This is a genomic window from Nocardia sp. NPDC003979 (assembly GCF_053605015.1).
Map to the genome: position 1 here is coordinate 251,734 of NZ_JBSGIJ010000006.1, position 16,393 is coordinate 268,126.

Annotated in this window: 15 protein-coding genes; 7 read left to right on the forward strand and 8 right to left on the reverse strand. The window is 68.5% G+C overall.

From position 1 onward, the window contains the following. Positions 1 to 1,374 precede the first annotated feature (1,374 nt). The 5 genes from ACWEVR_RS16100 to ACWEVR_RS16120 all read right to left on the reverse strand — a co-directional run bounded on the left by ACWEVR_RS16100 (position 1,375) and on the right by ACWEVR_RS16120 (position 7,568). Positions 1,375 to 2,991 carry a DUF2339 domain-containing protein gene (locus ACWEVR_RS16100; RefSeq protein ID WP_452467545.1) on the reverse strand — a complete coding sequence of 539 codons (1,617 nt, stop codon included), beginning with the start codon at positions 2,989 to 2,991 and terminating at the stop codon, positions 1,375 to 1,377. 773 nt (positions 2,992 to 3,764) lie between these two features. After that, complete coding sequence (locus ACWEVR_RS16105; RefSeq protein ID WP_452467546.1) at positions 3,765 to 4,448, reverse strand: DUF1707 SHOCT-like domain-containing protein; 684 nt, start codon at positions 4,446 to 4,448, stop codon at positions 3,765 to 3,767. Between the two features lie 60 nt (positions 4,449 to 4,508). Then, positions 4,509 to 5,159 carry a response regulator gene (locus tag ACWEVR_RS16110; RefSeq protein WP_067497761.1) on the reverse strand — a complete coding sequence of 217 codons (651 nt, stop codon included), beginning with the start codon at positions 5,157 to 5,159 and terminating at the stop codon, positions 4,509 to 4,511. An 8-nt stretch (positions 5,160 to 5,167) separates the two neighbouring features. Beyond that, the gene (macS, locus tag ACWEVR_RS16115; protein WP_452467547.1) at positions 5,168 to 6,349 is read right to left on the reverse strand and encodes a MacS family sensor histidine kinase; all 1,182 of its coding nucleotides are present in this window, start codon (positions 6,347 to 6,349) and stop codon (positions 5,168 to 5,170) included. Further along, the gene (locus ACWEVR_RS16120) at positions 6,330 to 7,568 is read right to left on the reverse strand and encodes an AI-2E family transporter (RefSeq protein ID WP_452467548.1); all 1,239 of its coding nucleotides are present in this window, start codon (positions 7,566 to 7,568) and stop codon (positions 6,330 to 6,332) included. The genes macS and ACWEVR_RS16120 overlap by 20 nt, the downstream gene beginning before the upstream one ends. A 72-nt stretch (positions 7,569 to 7,640) precedes the next feature. On the opposite strand from ACWEVR_RS16120, the gene ACWEVR_RS16125 reads away from it, so the two are divergent. Together ACWEVR_RS16125 and ACWEVR_RS16130 are read left to right on the forward strand one after the other, a co-directional pair. Continuing rightward, entirely contained in the window at positions 7,641 to 9,161 is a 1,521-nt protein-coding gene (locus tag ACWEVR_RS16125; protein WP_452467632.1) for an adenylate/guanylate cyclase domain-containing protein, read from the forward strand. A 4-nt stretch (positions 9,162 to 9,165) separates the two neighbouring features. Then, positions 9,166 to 10,248 carry a lysylphosphatidylglycerol synthase transmembrane domain-containing protein gene (locus ACWEVR_RS16130; RefSeq protein WP_452467549.1) on the forward strand — a complete coding sequence of 361 codons (1,083 nt, stop codon included), beginning with the start codon at positions 9,166 to 9,168 and terminating at the stop codon, positions 10,246 to 10,248. On the opposite strand, the gene ACWEVR_RS16135 is transcribed toward ACWEVR_RS16130, so the two are convergent. Both ACWEVR_RS16135 and ACWEVR_RS16140 read right to left on the reverse strand, forming a co-directional pair. Continuing rightward, on the reverse strand, positions 10,245 to 10,601 hold the full coding sequence (locus ACWEVR_RS16135) for a DUF3054 domain-containing protein (RefSeq protein ID WP_452467550.1): 357 nt from the start codon (positions 10,599 to 10,601) through the stop codon (positions 10,245 to 10,247). The genes ACWEVR_RS16130 and ACWEVR_RS16135 overlap by 4 nt on opposite strands. A gap of 25 nt (positions 10,602 to 10,626) precedes the next feature. Then, complete coding sequence (locus tag ACWEVR_RS16140) at positions 10,627 to 12,213, reverse strand: NTF2-like N-terminal transpeptidase domain-containing protein (RefSeq protein WP_452467551.1); 1,587 nt, start codon at positions 12,211 to 12,213, stop codon at positions 10,627 to 10,629. Between the two features lie 479 nt (positions 12,214 to 12,692). Between ACWEVR_RS16140 and ACWEVR_RS16145 the strand changes: the two genes are divergently transcribed. Together ACWEVR_RS16145 and aroQ are read left to right on the forward strand one after the other, a co-directional pair. Next, on the forward strand, positions 12,693 to 13,259 hold the full coding sequence (locus ACWEVR_RS16145; RefSeq protein WP_067497800.1) for a hypothetical protein: 567 nt from the start codon (positions 12,693 to 12,695) through the stop codon (positions 13,257 to 13,259). A gap of 83 nt (positions 13,260 to 13,342) precedes the next feature. After that, positions 13,343 to 13,795, forward strand: coding sequence for a type II 3-dehydroquinate dehydratase (aroQ, locus tag ACWEVR_RS16150; protein ID WP_452467552.1), 453 nt, complete (start codon positions 13,343 to 13,345; stop codon positions 13,793 to 13,795). Here aroQ and ACWEVR_RS16155 read toward each other — a convergent pair. Next, positions 13,792 to 14,238 (reverse strand): nitroreductase/quinone reductase family protein, encoded by a 447-nt coding sequence (locus tag ACWEVR_RS16155; protein ID WP_378670354.1) that lies wholly within the window; start codon positions 14,236 to 14,238, stop codon positions 13,792 to 13,794. The genes aroQ and ACWEVR_RS16155 overlap by 4 nt on opposite strands. 132 nt (positions 14,239 to 14,370) lie before the next feature. Here ACWEVR_RS16155 and ACWEVR_RS16160 point away from each other — a divergent pair, with 132 nt between their 5' ends. From ACWEVR_RS16160 to ACWEVR_RS16170, 3 genes are read left to right on the forward strand one after another with little or no spacing between them, the layout of a single operon-like run. Next, positions 14,371 to 15,291 (forward strand): ABC transporter ATP-binding protein, encoded by a 921-nt coding sequence (locus ACWEVR_RS16160; RefSeq protein WP_452467553.1) that lies wholly within the window; start codon positions 14,371 to 14,373, stop codon positions 15,289 to 15,291. After that, positions 15,288 to 16,127 (forward strand): ABC transporter permease, encoded by an 840-nt coding sequence (locus ACWEVR_RS16165; RefSeq protein WP_452467554.1) that lies wholly within the window; start codon positions 15,288 to 15,290, stop codon positions 16,125 to 16,127. The genes ACWEVR_RS16160 and ACWEVR_RS16165 overlap by 4 nt, the downstream gene beginning before the upstream one ends. Further along, positions 16,117 to 16,353, forward strand: a complete 237-nt coding sequence (locus ACWEVR_RS16170) for a helix-turn-helix transcriptional regulator (protein ID WP_067643518.1) — start codon at positions 16,117 to 16,119, stop codon at positions 16,351 to 16,353. Before ACWEVR_RS16165 ends, ACWEVR_RS16170 begins: the two co-directional genes overlap by 11 nt. Positions 16,354 to 16,393 lie beyond the last annotated feature (40 nt).

Below are 16,393 nucleotides of genomic sequence, written 5' to 3' on the forward strand. Positions count from 1 at the left end.
GGGTTCACTCCGCTCCCGCGAACCGGCGAGGACGAGGCGGGTCGCGCCTGGGAGGATGCACCGGATCCGCAGGCACCTGGCGTCGACCGGATCAACCGACCCGCTACGGAAGATGCTGCGCGCGAACCGGACTCACGTCCGCAGGGTTTCGTTCCGCCCCGACCCGACCTGACCGCGACTCCCGGTGCTCACCGCGCGGACGCGCAGCAGGCCGCCGAGCCGGCGTCCGACCTCCCGGAATTCCCGGACCTCCCGATGCGCCGCCCCGCGCCCGAGGAGCGCGACGCGCAACCGCAGACCCCGGCTGCCCAGAACGTCTTCGGCACTCCGGTCCCCGTCGACCCACAGCAACTCCCGTGGACCGACGGTGTCCCGGGTGATGCGCCGACCGCCGAGGGAGCGGAACCGCCGATGTCGGCCGGTGCGTCGTCGATGTGGGCGTCGATCGACAATGCGCGACGGTCCGCGCAAATCGGCTCCCCCGACAACGCGCAATCGACCGAGAGCCGTACGCCGCAGGACCCTCCCGTCCGGGAACAAACTGCCGCACAATCGGATACGAGCCGCACGCCGAACGTTCTGCGTCCTCAGGTCGCACCGCCCGGATTCACTCCGGTGACTGCCCCGGACACCACGTCGCCGCAATCGCGTCCGGCCGACCCGGTGTACCCCGCGGACGACGAATCCGAAACCGCCCCCTTCACCGCAGCCGACGAGGCGGGCGATCAGGGTGCCACCGGTGGTCACGCGACCGGCGAAAGCCCGCGGACGGCAGGCGGATGGCAAGCGCCGCCCGGATTCACGCCGATCCCGAATTCCGATGCGGCAGAGCCGTCTTCACCGCCCGTCCCGGATACGAACGGCGCCGCCTCCTCGGAAAACGGCTCGACGGCAACTCCCGAGGACGACCCCCAGGCGGACACCCGCACGGAGATCGAGAACTGGATGGCGCAACTGCGGTCCTCCCGCCGCGGCAGCACTCCGGTCGACGAGGGCCGCCACCACGGCGACGACAGCCGCACGGTGAGCGTCAACGAACTCCTCCGCCGCCGCAACGACGAAACTCCGTAAGCCCCCCCCCGACCAGAACTCCGGCCACGGCCCCTCCGGGATCGCCGTGGCCGGAGTCGTTTCCTCAGCACATCCTCATGGTCCGACGCCGACTGGCTCGTGAGAACCACGCTCGCCCATAGACGACGAACCAGCGGCTATCCGCCGGGGCCGAGTGGCCCGATAGCTCCGCGAGATCCGGACAACTGATCCCCACGCTCTAGTGGCGGCATCGGCCGAGGGCTCGTGCCACCAGAGCGTGGTGATCGCCCGACCAGGAGGGCGCGGGGTGATGGGAGCGCGGTATGGGTGGGTTCGACGGGGTCAGGGCTTCGAATCGGTGTGGTCGGGGATGGCGAAGGCTTGGGCGTAGCGGGTGCCGGTGAGGAGTAGGAGGGTGCCGACTGCGAGGAAGGCTGCGACGCGGATGAGGCCGGAGAGGGTGGCCAGGTCGAAGAGGAAGAGTTTGGCGAGGGCCGCCGCGACCACCAGGAGGCCGGAGGCCAGGCACACTTTGGCGACGGCCGGGGCGGTGCGGAGGTTGCGCAGGCCGACGAAGAGGGCAGTGGTCGCGGCTGCCATCCAGATGATGGTCGCGATGCTGTGGCCGATGAGGAAACCCTGTGTGCCACTGAGGGTTACACCCGTCGAAACCGTCGCTACCAGGACAAAGTACAGGCTGGCGAGGCTGACGGCGACCCACGTTCCGGTGACGAGCGCGTCGTTTCCGCCGGGCAGTCGCCGCACGGCCCAGGCGACCATCGCGGCTGTGCCGAGGCCGAGCAGTGCGGCGAGCACCGTCGCACCGTCGAGATGCCGGATCGCGAGGCTTTGTGCCGCAAGGGTTTCCGGGTCGGCGATCGCGAAGAGCACCAGTCCGCCGAGCAGGGCGAAGGCAATACCGAGAACTGCGCAAACCCGGTTTCGGTCGGCTGCGGCGACACCGAGGAACGCGAACGCGGCCGTGAACAGCGCGGTCGGCAGGAAATGCGGATTGCCGCCGGTCGCCGTGATGCAGGTCTGCAGCAGCGCAACCGCACCGGTGAGCGCCGACACCAGAGCTGTGTGACGTGGAATATTCAGCCATGCGGCCATTTCCGGTCGCAATGCGGTCGCGGCCACCGCGAGGAGCACGCAGGCCAGCACGCCGGTGACGGACGCGGAAACCGCTCGATCGAACAGCGGCGCAGCGGCGAGCACCGGCAGTGCGGTGAGGGCGATGGTCACACCGGCGGTGATGTCCCCGGCGCGACGCCGCACCGTCAGCAGAGCACCGACGATCCCGACCACCGCACACGCGATCGCGGCCATCAGCAGCCCTTGCCGCTGCGCTGCCTCCTCCCCGGCAATTCCCGCCTCGAAGCCGCTGACGGCGATCAACCCGAGCGCGGCCAGTACCACCGGCAGGGTGCGCGCAACATGCAGCACCGGCCAGTCCCGCCGCAGCTGCACCGGCACCCCGGCCGCCTGCAACACCACGAGAAACGCGAGCAGCATCAACTCGCTCGCCACCGCGGGCGACAACACCGCCGCCCCGACCACAACCCCCACCGCCAACGGCTGCGACTGCCACCGCATCGCCAACCCGAGCCCCAGCAGCGCAACAATCAACGCCACCGCGAGCCCGACCCCACCCGGCACCCACCGGTAAAAGCCGGTCACCGCAACAACATCCAGATACAGCCCCGCGATCCCGGTGGAAACCAGCGCCAAACCACCGACCCGCCCACCGGCCCGCCCCATCACCCGGCAGCCCACCCCGACCAATGCCACCGAAAACACCCCACCAGCAACAACTCTCGCCACCGGCCCGAAGAACCCCGCCTGAGCCGCCAACACCAACAACATCAACACCCCGATCAAGGTGACCCCCGCCCCGGCCACCGCCAACACCTGCGCGATCACCCCTTCCCGCTGCCACCACGCAACCCGAGGCTCCACCCCACCCGTTCCCACCGGCCCCCAACCGGCCGGCCCACCGATCGGAGCACCGTACGGCGCCGGCATATACGTCCCCGCCGGTAAAGGATCCGTCACCGACCGCCCTGGCCCTGGAGATCCAGCCCTTCTCGCACTCCCCACCGCAGACCCGGGCACTGTGGTCCCAGCCGCGCCAAGCTGATGCACCGCCGAGCTGGACGTCACGTTGCCCTGCACCGCGAGCCCGGGCGCCCCCGCACCCTGTCCTGCGGATCCGGATGTCGCCGATCCAGTCGACGCAGACCCGAGCGCACCGGCCCCCGAATCAGGCGGGCTGGATCCCACTACGGACGCGCCGGAGCCCGAGGGACCTTGCGTGGGCAGACCTCCGGCCGCGTTCTCCCACCTTCCTTGTCCTTGCCCGATCGGATGGCCCACCGCATCCCGATCAGCACCATCGCCGGAACCAGACCTCGGGCGAACATCGTCACGCCTCGACGCGCCATGAGCCGCAGCCAGACGAGCCTGCGCGAGCAACCACCCGGCGGATTCCTGTCCAGTCGGCACTCGCCCACCGGTTTGCGTACCAACCGACTGCCCGGGCCGGGTCAACTGTTCGCGCAGAACACCCAGATCCGCACCGACACGACCCAACCGCGTCCCGAGGGTCGTCAATTCATCCGACAGGCGCGCGACCAGCGCAGGATCGATGGCGTTCATGACCCCATCGTCCGCGTACCCCGGTCGCCGGGGCATGAGTAGAACCACCCGGGTGGGTGGTTCTTCCTACCTGATCATTGGCCGAGGAAACGGCGCCATTGCACCATCAGGGGGTACTTGGCGGTGACGGAGCCGAAGCGCACGCGGCCGTGGACCACCAGGTGCAGTGGGCCGATGGGTGGGCCGGTGCGGACGCGGTTGTTGGCGCTGGAGCCGACGAGGGTGAGGCCGTTGAGGTCGACGGTCGCGGCGGCGGGGACGAGCAGGGTGAGGCTCGTGCAGTAGTCGTCGACCTGGATTTCGACGACCTGGGTCTGCATGACGGCCGAGGTGAAGTCGAGGGTCACCCCGGACATCAGGCCGTTGAGGTGCAGCCTCGGCGGCACCTGCCACGGCCCGCGCCGCTGCACGCTGGACAGCCTGCTGCGGATGACGGCCGGATTGGTGCCGCCCGGTACCGGGGTGTGGCGGGGTTTGGGCATGGCGGCCGGTTGTGGCGCGCCCGCGACCCGCATGCCGGGCAGGTCGACGAGGACAGCGTTCAGTTCGCCGCGCGTCTTGGCCGCGAGCGCGGTGTCCATCCGTTCGGTGAACTCGCCCAGCGACAGCATGCCGAGGCCGACGGCGCGCTGGAGCAGCTGGCCGACGTGTTCGCGTTCGGAATCGGAGACGCGCAGGTCGCGGTCGCCGACCGGGCCCGCCGTCGGCGTGCCGGGGACGAAGGCGCTGGGAGCGAAGAGGGAATCGGGACCACCCATGTTTCGAGGCTAGCCAGGAACACCGACCAGCGCATCAGGGCAAACCCCCAATTCCGTGTCCTACTCGAGGCCCTGTTCGATGGCGTACCGGGTGAGTTCCACCCGGTTGGCGAGCTGAAGTTTGCGCAGCGTGGCCTGCACATGGTTCTCGACGGTGCGGTGCGAGAGGTTGAGCCGCGCGGCGATCTGCTTGGCGGACAACCCTTTGGCGACCATCCGCAGCACCTCGGTCTCGCGTTCGGTCAGCGACGGCCGGTGTGGTTGATCGGGTTCGGTGGGTGCGGTGGCCATGCGCCGGTATTCGCCGAGCACCACCCCGGCCAGGCCGGGCGTGAACACCGGCTGACCGGCGGCGGTGGCGCGCACCGCGTCGATGAGTTCGGCGGCCGACGCGCTTTTCACCAGATACCCGCTGGCCCCGGCTTTGATCGCCTCGAGCACATCGTCGCGTTCGTCCGATGCGGAGAGCACCAGCACCCGGCTGTGCGGCGATACGCGCAGCACTTCGGCGGTGGCGGTCGCCCCGTTGCCGTCGGTGAGCTGCATGTCCATCAGCACCACGTCGGGTTGCACGGCGGCGGCGCGGCGGGTGGCGGTGCCGACCCCGTCGGCGGTGGCGGCCACGGTGAACCCGGCTTCGGTGAGGTCGCGCGAGACGCCCTCGCGCCACATCGGATGGTCGTCGACCACCATCACGCTGATGTCGCCCATCGCTGCTCCTAGCTCGCTCGGTGCGCCGCGTGGCGCGGGATCCGGAATTCCCATTCGGTGCCGAAGTCCTCGCTCAGCAGTTCGGCGGTGCCGCCGAGCGCCGAGATGCGCCCGACGATCGAGCGCGAAACACCCATCCGCCCTTCGGCAGCCGCTTCGGCCAGCCTGCCCGGTGCGATGCCGACACCGTCGTCGCGCACGCTCACCACCAGCATGTCACCGGTGTCCTCCAGCAGCACATAGGCTTTCGCCGCCGCGCCGGCATGCAACTCGACATTCGACAGCGCCGTCGCCACGGCAGCCGAGATCTCCTGGGCGACAACTCTTCCGACGAGCACCGGGTCGCCGGGCGTGGCCACCGAGACCTTCGGCGTGGCGCGCGCCGTGAGCAACGGCCGCAGGTCGACCTCGGCCGCACCGGAATCGGCCCGGTCACCCTGTTCGGAGAGCAACACCCGGAGCGCCACCTCCTGCTCACCCGCCCGCTGCGCGAGTTCGCCTGCCGCCCCGCCTATCTCGCCGCCGCGCCGTTTGATGTAGGCGAGCACCTGCAGCACTCCGTCGTGCACTTCACGCGCCAAGCGCTCGCGTTCCTGCGCGGCGGCGGTGATCCGCAGCGCCCGTTCGAGCTGACCCTGCGCACGCCGGGCCGTATTGGCCGCCAATCCGAGCGCCAACCCCACCGACACCAGCACGGGCGCGGTCGCATCACCCCACACGTCCTGACCCCACTGGTCACGCACGGTCACCACAACGGCCGACATCACAAGCCCGGCAACGACTCCAGCGACAGGTCCACGCAGAATCGCCATCGAGATCACCGAGTTGGCGATCCACAGCGTGGTCGGCAGGGTCTGATGCCCGTGATACCAGTCGTAGTCGGCGACGAGCCGGGTGGAGGCGATCAGCAGCACCGTCACCACCTGGTCGCCGACGACGACCCACCCGCGAATCCGGCTGGTCGCCTCCGGGAAATACCACTGCGACAACAGCAAAGCCGAGGTACCCGACCAAATCGCCATCAGCGCGATCAGCACCCAGCTCAGCTGTGGATGCTGGTAATAGGTCACCGACGCGATCTGCTGGCCGATCGCGTACAGCAGCGTGACCAGCCGGAATGCCTGGGCGGCCCGCCACAGGGGCGCGGTCGCCGCGTCGGCCGAGCTCAGCTCAGCTGTGTGGGTCCGCATCGCCGGACTCGTCTGTCGCCTTGCGCAACCGCGCGGTCACGTCGAAGCGGCCCGGCTCGGGTTTGTCGGGTTCGGCGTCGAACCAGCCCCCGTCCCCGGCGCCGGCGAGCTCGCCGTACGCCTCGTCGGGAGTGTCCGCCAGCAGATAGCGAATCGCGGTGTTGCCCACCGCGATCAGCGGCACGGCCAGCAGCGCGCCCGCGATCCCGCCGACGACCAGGCCGGCGGTGATCGCCAGCACCACCGCCAGCGGGTGGATGCTCACCGCGCGCCCGAGCAGCAACGGTTGCAGCACATGCCCTTCCAGCTGCATCACCGCGATGATGATGCCGAGCACGATCAGCGCGGTGACGAAACCCTTGGTGACCAGCGCGATGAACACCGCGACGAACCCGGCCACGACCGCGCCGATGATCGGGATGAACGCGCTGATGAACACCAGCGACGCCAACGGCAGCGCCAGCGGAACGTGCAGAATCGCCAGCCCCGCCCCGATACCGATCGCGTCGACACCGGCCACGACCACGGTGGCCCGCACGAAACCGACAAGGGTGCCGAAACCGAGTTCGCCTGCGGTGCGGACCTTTTCGCGATGCGCGGTGGGCACCACCCGGGTGATGAAGTTCCAGATCTGATCGCCGCCGTAGAGGAAGAAGATCAGGATGAACAGGATAAGGAACGCACCGGTGAGGATGTGACCGATGGTCGTGGCGGTGGTGAGCGCGCCACTGGTGAGGCTTTCGCGGTTGTCCTGGATGGTGCGCACGATGGTGTCGCCCGCGCTGCGGATCTGCTGGTCACTCAGGTGCGCCGGCCCGTTGATGAGCCAGTCCTGCACCTTGTGCACGCTGTTGGTGACCTCGTTGGACAACGCGGGCACACCGTCGACGAACTGTTCGACGACGAAGGTCATGATCCCGGCGAGCAACCCGATCGACCCGATCAGCGCCACCGACACGCCGATCGCGCGCGGAATCCCCACCCGCTGCATCCAGTCGACCAGCGGCGCGAGCAGCGCGGCCGCCAGCAGCGCGATGGCCAGCGGGATCACGACCGTCGCGAACTTCTGCACGATCATCCCCAGCGCGATCAGTGCCGCGAAGATGATCAGCAACCGCCAGCACCACGCGGCGGTTTTACGGACCAGCGGATGTACTGCCTCTGCGTCGGAACGCCACGGCGTGGACGCGGGCCCGGAATCCGGCTTCTGGACGGTCACCCGAGAGAGCCTATCGGTCGCAACGCTAGATTGGTTGTCGTGTCGGCGCCTCTGGAAGCGGTCAAACAGACCATGCGAACGCGCTGGCCGCTGTATCTGACCTCGGTACTGCTGGCCAATGCCTTCGGCGCGGTGCTGGTCTGGGCGTTCATCCAGTACGGTCTGCCGGTTCCCGAGGGTCATCAGGGTGGCGTGCGCGAAGCGGGTCTGCTCGCCCCGCTCGTCGTGTTCGGTGCCGCCGCGGTGCTCAGCATCATCGCCGCCGCCATCATGTTGCGCCCGGTGATGCGCTGGCAGATGCGCGGTGGTCCGCCGAGCAGGCGCGAACAGATGGCGGCGCTGCACGTGCCGTTGCGGCAGTCGATCGTGCACCTGGTCCTGTGGGTCATCGGCGGCGCCATCCTCGCCGCGCTCATCATCGCCGAATCGCCGGAGCTGGCGGGCGCGGTGATCGTCACCGAATGTATGGCCGCCACCATCGTGTTCGGCTTCACCTACATGCTCGGCGAACGCATTCTGCGCCCGGTCGCGGCCGAGGCGCTCACCGAGGGCACCTTCGACCACACCCTCACCCCCGGTGTCGGTACGCGCATGGCGATGACCTGGGGAATGGGCACATTCGCGCCGACCATCGCGATCGTGCTGCTGTGCGTCACCCAGATCTCCTCGGATGTGAAGTTCTCGGCGAAGTCGCTTGCCATCTCCATCCTGCTGCTGTGCGGCGTGGTGATCCTGCAGGCGCTCGCGCTGTCGATGCTCACCGGATCGTCCATCTCCGACCCTGTTCGCCAGCTGTCCCAAGCCATCAACAGGGTGCAGGCGGGCGCGCGTGACGTGCAGGTCGAGGTGTACGACGGCAGCGAGATCGGCCTGCTGCAGGTCGGTTTCAACCGGATGATGGAAGAGGCAGCCAAACGCCGCAAGCTGCAGGAACTGTTCGGTCAGCACGTCGGTGAGGAAGTCGCGCAGCGCGCGCTGGACTACGGGACCGAACTCGGCGGTGAGACCCGCTTCGTCGCGGTGCTTTTCGTCGATATGGTCGGGTCGACCGCCGCCGCGGCCGAACGTCCGCCCACCGAGGTGGTGAGCCTGCTCAACGAGTTCTTCCGGGTGGTCGTCGACGTGATCGACCGCCACCACGGCTTCGTCAACAAGTTCGTCGGCGACGCCGCCCTCGCCATCTTCGGCGCACCGCTCGACCGCCCCGACGCGCCGACCGCCGCCCTGGCCGCCGCCCGTGAGCTGCGTGAAGCGCTGCGGGAAGTGACCACTCTCGATGTCGGCATCGGTGTGTCGGCGGGGCTGGCGGTCGCGGGCAATATCGGCGCGGCGAATCGTTTCGAATACACCGTGATCGGCGACCCCGTCAACGAGGCGTCGCGACTCACCGAACTGGCCAAAGAGCACCCCGGCCGCGTTCTCGCTTCGGGTAGCGCGCTGTACTTCGCCTCGGAAAGCGAGCAAGACCATTGGGAGACCGGCGACGAGGTCCAGCTGCGTGGCAGACGCAGAAAAACCCGCCTGGCCTGGCCGAAACCGGTGGCGGCCACGCCCGGTGTGGACCAGGGAGAACAGTCGCGTTCGCTAGGCTGACATGGTGACGGCCGACGGCGACCTAGCAGGCGATCCCGCCGCGCATCCCGTCGCGCGCCGAGAAAACCGTTTTCGCTGGGTGAAATGGGTACTCGGCGCGATCCTGCTCGCGCTGCTGGTCGGCGAGGGCGTGTACCTGTGGCCCCGGTTGCACGAGTCGTGGCGCACGCTCACCGAGATCCACTGGGGCTGGGTGCTGCTGTGCGTGTTCGCCCAGGCCGTGTCCATGAGCGGGTTCGGGCGGGTGCAGAAGCAGCTGCTGCACGCGGGCGGGGTCGACGTGAGCCAGGGCAAGTCGGTGTCGGTGGTGTACGGCGCCACCGCCATGTCGCTGACCCTGCCCGCGGGCCAGGTGTTCTCCACCGCCTTCACCTATCGCCAGACCCGGCGCTGGGGTGCGAGCCCGATCGTGGCGTCGTGGCAGCTGGTGTTCTCCGGCGTGGTCGCCGCCGCCGGGCTCGCGCTGCTCGGGATCGCCGGTGCCGCCCTCGTCGGCCAGGGCATCGGCGTGAAACTCATCGCCACCCTGGTGCTGCTGGGTGCGGTGCTGGTGGCGGGCTCCTATCTGGCCAGGCATCCGGGCACGCTCGAGGCGATGCTGCGCAAGGTGCTGGCGCTGGTGAACCGATTACGGAAGAAGCCCGCCGGCCACGGCATCCCCAAGCTGGCCGAGATCCGGGCGCAACTGGAATCGGTAGACCTGGGCAAACGTGACGGCGCGCTGGTCGGGGTGTGGGCGCTGGTGCACCGGTTCGCCGACGTGGCCTGTCTCGGCGCGGCGTGTTACGCGGTGGGCGCCGATCCCAAGCTGTCGGGTCTGCTGATCGCGTTCGCCGCGGGCAAGGCGGTTGGTTCGATTCCGTTCGCGCCCGGCGGCATCGTCTACGTGGACGCCACCTTGATCTACGGTCTCACCGCCGGTGCGGGCCTGCCGGCCGCGCACGCGGTCGCCGCCGCGTTCGTGTACCGGTTCGTGAGTTTCATCCTGGTCGCGCTCGTCGGCTGGATCGTCTTCGCGTTCCTGTTCCGCACCAAGCAGGCCGACGACGAGGAATACGAGGCCGAGTTCAAACAGCGCCGGATCTAGCGCAGCGCACGCACAGCCGCCCGCCACCCGACCAGGAACAGCGCGAGCACCGAGGCCGCCACGATCATGAAGCTCACCGCGGTCCCCTGCCCACTCACGGCCCGCAACACCATCCCACCGACGAGCGTCGACCCCCAGATCACCACCCCACTCGGCCACAGCGCCGCCGGATCGAACCGCCTCCCCCGTGCGATGGCCCAGGCGATCCCCCACCCGACGAGAAGCCCGACCGCGAACGGCCACACCGTCTTCACCAGCCCGGCAAGCACATCCTCGTCATGACTACGCCGCCCGATCGCACAAAAAACGATCACCAGCAGTAAGTCGGCAGCAGCAGGCGCGAATCTCTTCACACTCAGCAGACTAGTTGTGCGCTTCTCAAGCGTCGGGGGTGGCCAGGGACTTCAGGAGGACGGACGCCAGGCGGGAGGTGGCGTCGCCGCTGTCGACGTCGGCGATGTGGACCGCGAACGCCAGGTCGCCCATCGTGGCGAGCAGCCAGCCGTCGGATCCGCCGGTCGCGGCGAACGCGGTGACGTCGCGGAAGCCACGCAACGCGGCGGTTTCCGGCTTGTCGATGCCCTCGTGCATCATCGCGCGCAACCGGTCGACGGCGGGTTGGGGCAGGGCCGGGATCGGGTTGTCGACCTTGCCCGGCTTGCCCGCCTCGATCATCGGCGCGGCCACCTCGCCACGTGCGATGGCGGCGGCGGCGAGCGCCATGCCGAACGGGCTGGCCAGCACCGCATCGGATCCGGCGCCCTGACGCACCTGTTCGGTGCTGCGCCCGGGTGCGGCGATCCGTCCCGTGACCTCGTCGAGCCCGGCCACCTTGAAGTCGACACCCACGCCGAGCGCGGCGGCGGCCTCGGCGGCTTCCTGCACCGAAACATCCTGCGGCGCTTTGTTCTTCGTCGCGGCGGCGACCGCGCGGAACAGTTCCATCGTGCCACCCGCCGGGAACAGTCCGGTGAACGCGATGGGCCCCTTCTCGGTGGCGTAACTGTTCTGTGCCACCGCGACGACCGCACCGGTCGACGGCTGGATCGCCACCACCGAGGCAGGTGTGCCGACGCTGACCACCGCGTCCTCGGCGGCCCGCTGCAGGCGCTGGTCCATGGTCGCGGCGATGTCGGGACCGGCGGGGCCCTGGTATCCGGCCACCTGGTTGACGAACCGTCCGTCGGCCTCGAAGATCTGCACGCCCCAGCCGGCCGTGGCCTCCAGGCTGGCCTTCCACACCTCGCGCAGCGAGTCGAGCATCGGCGACCAGGTGCGGCGGTCGGCGGAGATCAGCTTGGGCTGCTTTTCCATCACCACGCCGGGCACCTTGGCCATCCTCGGCTCGAGAATGGCGAAATCGCCCTCGCGCAGATTCACCGCGACCACCGGCTTGCCCTGCGAGGCAGCGAGCTGCTCCATCAGGTAGGGCCCGGTGATGAGCGGGGCGACGGGTTCGATGGCCTCGGCCAGTGCGTTGGTGGAGGCGACGAGGTCGCCGGTGCGGGCGGGGTCGATCTTGATCACATTGATGATCTGTTCGGTCATCAGCGGCTCGCCCGCCAGGTCGATCACGCGCGGCGGCGGCTTGGCCGTGGTTCGGACGAGCTTCACGGTGCGGTTGTTCGCCAGCTGCGGCATCACCACGGCGGGGTCCCAGGTGATCCGCCAGCCGATGGCGAGCTTGCGGACGGTGCCCTGCAGCGTGTAGCTCCAGTCCTTGTTCTCGCCGAAGTTCCAGGCCACGTCCATGCTGAAGATGGCCGACTGCGCGTCGAGGTCGATGACCTGGGTCTTCTCGTAGTCGACAGTGCCCGACTGCAGACCCTCGAACATTTGCTTGATGGTTGCCGAAGCGGCGGCCGGGTAGGAGGTCAGGTCGGCGGCTTTGGTGTAGTCCTGTTTGTCGAGCAGGTCGGTGAACCGCTGGACCACGGTCTCGGACTCACTCGTCTTCCCACCCACGCCGCACGAGCACAGTGCTATCGCGAGGGTCGCAACCCCCGCGATCGCCATTGCGCCCCGGACGCGAAAGCGGCGGGATCCCCACACATCCATATCGCCCACTCTTCACTCTTGCCACTCCGGTAACAAAACAACCGTACCGGAAGTTGACCCGTCTCCGATGCCCCGGTAAACGGGACGCTATCCGACCTCAGCACCTCGATTGTGCCCGAACTCCGACCCCGTGAGGGGGTGATTTCGAACCTCGCCCTGCCAGTGGCAACAACTGGCGCGCTTACCGTACCGGCAGGCCCACACACTTGTGAGTATCTCGCATCGTCTGGCGATTCACAGCGAGGGTACCCATCGGCACCGACAACCAATCGCGCGCCACCGGCCGTCCGATTTCGCGTTCACCCACGGCACAATCGCGCACCCGAATTTCGGCGTAATCTTGTAATCACTGCAACACATGCACTCTCCGACAGCAGGTGATCATCATGCGCAACGCCCATCGCGAACGCGGATTCGGCCGTCCCGGCGGCTGGCAACAGGCCGACCTACCCGACGCGGCCGACGCCGCCGACTGGTTCGCCGGGCGATTGCCCGCCGACTGGTTCACCGGCCCGCCCGAACTCGAGATCGACCGCGACGAGATCGTCGTCGTCGGCGAACTCCCCGATCCCGGCGACGCGGACGCACCCGCCTCGGCGGCGACCCGCGAGGGCGCGCTCGCCCGTTTCCGCGAGTCGACCCGCCCGGCGCGTATGCGCATCGCCGACGAGGCTCAGCGCCGGTACGGGCGAAGTGTCGCCTGGGGCGTGCGGGTGAACGGTGAACGAATCCTGTTCACGCACTTGGCCGTTCCGGTGATGACGCGCCTGCGCCAGCCCGAGCGCCAGGTGCTCGACACCCTGATCGACGCGGGGGTGGCCCGTTCCCGCGCCGACGCGCTGGCCTGGACGGTGAAGCTGGCGGGCAAGCACGCCGAGAGCTGGTTGGCCGAATTGCGCGAAGCCATGCGCAAAGTGGACGACCTACGCGCGGAAGGCCCTACCGGCCTCTGAGTTCCGCGGTCCCGGCACACGCGACGTCCGACCCGGCGACGGTGCGACGGCCCGAGGCCGGGGCCGCGGGTTAGGCTCGACGCATGGAGACGTCCGTGCAGGCCACCGGTCCGATTCTCGTACTGAACGGGCCGAACCTGAACATGCTCGGCACCCGTCAACCACAGATCTACGGTTCCGACACCCTCGACGACGTGGTCGCCCTCTGCGAGCGCACGGCGGCCCGCTTCGGGCGCGAGGTGGTGGCCTTCCAGTCCAATCACGAAGGCGCCCTGATCGATCGGATCCATCAGGCGCGCGGCGTCGAGTCGGCCATCGTCGTGAATCCCGGTGGCCTCACCCATACTTCGGTCGCCCTGCGCGATGCCCTGGTGATCCCGGAGATCCCGATCGTCGAGGTGCACATCAGCAATGTGCATGCCCGCGAGGAATTCCGGCACCACTCCTTCGTCTCCCCCATCGCCACCGCCGTCATCGCCGGACTCGGCATCCAGGGTTACGCGGCGGCGATCGAGTTCCTGAGTACGCGGGTCTAGGCCAGGCGGAAGACGGGGAATCCCGGCGCGATCGCGGCGAGTTCCTCGTCGGTCGAATCCTTGCCGACCCCCTCGAAGAAGGCGCCGACCTCCCAGCCGAATTTCTTCAGGTAGAGGCGCAGTACCGGCACCTTGTCCGCATCGGGAACCTCGGTGGCCGAGAAGGTTTCGGCCTTGCGGCCGAGTCGCAGTTCGCCCCCACCCGCGACGCGCAGATTGCGCACCCACTGGGTGTGGCCGCGCGGCGCGACCAGATAACGCGTGCCGTCGGCGTCGGTGAGCACGTTCACCATGGTGGTGCGCCATTCGCCGCTGGTGCGGCCGCGCACGGCGAGCAGCCGCGAACCCATGATGCTGATGCCGAGTCTCGGCAGCCAATTGACGACTCCGAGCAGTGTCGCCTCGATACCCGAGGGAGCCAGGTAGCGACTCGCGTTCTCCATGCCCCAAGCATGTCAGCCTTCGATCAGGAGCGAGCATCGAGATCCGATTTGCCCGATTTCGCGAAAGCATTGCCACGATGAAATGTAGTACCTATGCTACATCTCATCGAAGGTCGATGACTGGGAGGAATCATGGCTTCGAGTAACGGCGTCGTTCTCGACGTCCAGCGGTTGCGGATGCGCTACGACGAGGCGGATGTGCTGCACGATGTGACATTTCAGGCCACGCGCGGGGAGGTGCTCGTCATGCTCGGGCCGAACGGCGCGGGCAAAACCACCACGATCGAGATCCTCGAGGGGTTCCGCAGGAGGTCGGCCGGTCAGGTCGATGTGCTGGGGGCCGATCCCGAACACGGTGACGAACACTGGCGCGCCAGGGTGGGGGTGGTGTTGCAGTCCTGGCGCGACCACGCGAAATGGCGTGTGCGCGAACTACTTCAGCACCTCGGCACCTACTATCACCCCTACGCCACGGCGAAAATCCAACGGCCCTGGGAAACAGACGAACTCATCGAACTCGTCGGCCTCACCGAGCAGGCGGGCGCGAAGATCGCCACCCTCTCGGGCGGGCAGCGCCGCAGGCTCGATGTGGCCATCGGCATCGTCGGCAGGCCCGAACTGCTGTTCATGGACGAGCCGCCCGCCGGTTTCGACCCGGCCGCGCGCCGCGACTTCCACGACCTGGTGCACCGGCTGGCCCATCTGGAGAACACCACCGTCCTGCTCACCACCCACGATCTCGACGAGGCGGAGAAGCTGGCCGACCGCATCCTGATCCTGGCCGGTGGGCGGGTGATCGCCGACGGGTCACCCGACGCGCTCGCCCGCTCGATCGCGGGGGAAGCGCAGGTGAGCTGGACCGTCGACGAGCAGCGGTTCGTGCACACCACCACCGAGTCGACCAAGTTCGTGCACGAGCTGTTCACCCAGCACGGCGCCGACATCGCCGACCTCGAGGTGCGCCGCGCCTCGCTGGAAGACACCTATATGGCCCTGGTCCGGCGCGCCGAGTCCGGCGCGACCGTCCACGCCCTCACGGAGGTGACCCGATGAACACCGCTCTGCGCGCCGGTTTCGCCCGCGGCCTGATCGAACTGCGGCAGGTCTACACCAACGCACCCGATCTGATCGGCCAATTCCTCACCCCGGCAATCACTCTCGGAGTGCTGTTCCTGCTGCGCGACCGCGACTACGGCGACAGCGGGCTCGGTATCGCCGAGCTGGCGGTACCCGGCCTGCTCGGCAGCATCATCGCCTTCAACGGGATGTACGCCATCCTCAATGTGCTGGTGCTCGACCGCGAGGACGGCACGCTGCTGCGGGCCAAAGCGGTGCCCAAGGGCATGGTCGGCTACTTCGTCGGCAAAATCGTGAGCACAACGGGGGCGGTGGTGGCGCAGGTGGTTATCGTGCTCGGTGTGGGAATGGCGATCATCGGCGGCTCGTCGCTGAGCGGACCCGGCGCGGTGGCGACCTTCGCGTGGGTGCTCGCGCTCGGTCTGCTGGCCGTGCTGCCGATCGGCGCCATCCTCGGCAGCGTGCTCGACACCAGGACGGCCTTCCTGCTGACCATCCCGCTGATGGGCCTGATCGCGATCTCCGGCGTCTTCTACCCGATCACGGCGCTGCCCGGCTGGTTGCAGGTGCTCGGCCAGCTGTTCCCGATGTACTGGCTCGCCCTCGGCATGCGCTCGGCGCTGTTGCCGGGCGAGGCCGTCGGCATCGAACTCGACCAGTCCTGGCGGCATCTGGAAACAGTTGGGGTACTCGGCATCTGGGCTGTCGTCGGCCTGGCCCTCGCACCCCTCGTGCTGCGGCGGATGGCCAAGCACGAGTCGGGTGCCACCATGGCGACGCGACGGGAAAAGGCGATGCAGCGTGCCTTCTGAGGTCATCTACAACCGCATCGCGATGTTGCGCGCCGAGCGTGGCATCTCCCGGCGGGACCTCGCCGAAGCACTCGGCGTGCACTACCAGACCATCGGCTACCTCGAACGCGGCGAATACAGCCCGAGCCTGCACCTGGCGCTGCGCATCGCGGCCTATTTCGAGGTAGCCGTGGAGGTGGTGTTCTCCACCGAGCCCTTCCCCCGGCTCGGCACCGGAACGGCCTAGAACGAGCGAACCGTCCGACCCCACGTCGGACGGTTTCGCC

Coding starts and splice junctions, on each gene's coding strand:
- ACWEVR_RS16155 (WP_378670354.1), bottom strand. CDS start 14,238: ATGGAGAACGCGAGTCGCTACCTGGCTCCCTCGGGTATCGAGGCGACA.
- ACWEVR_RS16125 (WP_452467632.1), top strand. CDS start 7,641: ATGCGAACGCGCTGGCCGCTGTATCTGACCTCGGTACTGCTGGCCAAT.
- macS (WP_452467547.1), bottom strand. CDS start 6,349: ATGCGGACCCACACAGCTGAGCTGAGCTCGGCCGACGCGGCGACCGCG.
- ACWEVR_RS16160 (WP_452467553.1), top strand. CDS start 14,371: ATGGCTTCGAGTAACGGCGTCGTTCTCGACGTCCAGCGGTTGCGGATG.
- ACWEVR_RS16110 (WP_067497761.1), bottom strand. CDS start 5,159: ATGGGCGACATCAGCGTGATGGTGGTCGACGACCATCCGATGTGGCGC.
- ACWEVR_RS16145 (WP_067497800.1), top strand. CDS start 12,693: ATGCGCAACGCCCATCGCGAACGCGGATTCGGCCGTCCCGGCGGCTGG.
- ACWEVR_RS16165 (WP_452467554.1), top strand. CDS start 15,288: ATGAACACCGCTCTGCGCGCCGGTTTCGCCCGCGGCCTGATCGAACTG.
- aroQ (WP_452467552.1), top strand. CDS start 13,343: ATGGAGACGTCCGTGCAGGCCACCGGTCCGATTCTCGTACTGAACGGG.
- ACWEVR_RS16105 (WP_452467546.1), bottom strand. CDS start 4,448: ATGGGTGGTCCCGATTCCCTCTTCGCTCCCAGCGCCTTCGTCCCCGGC.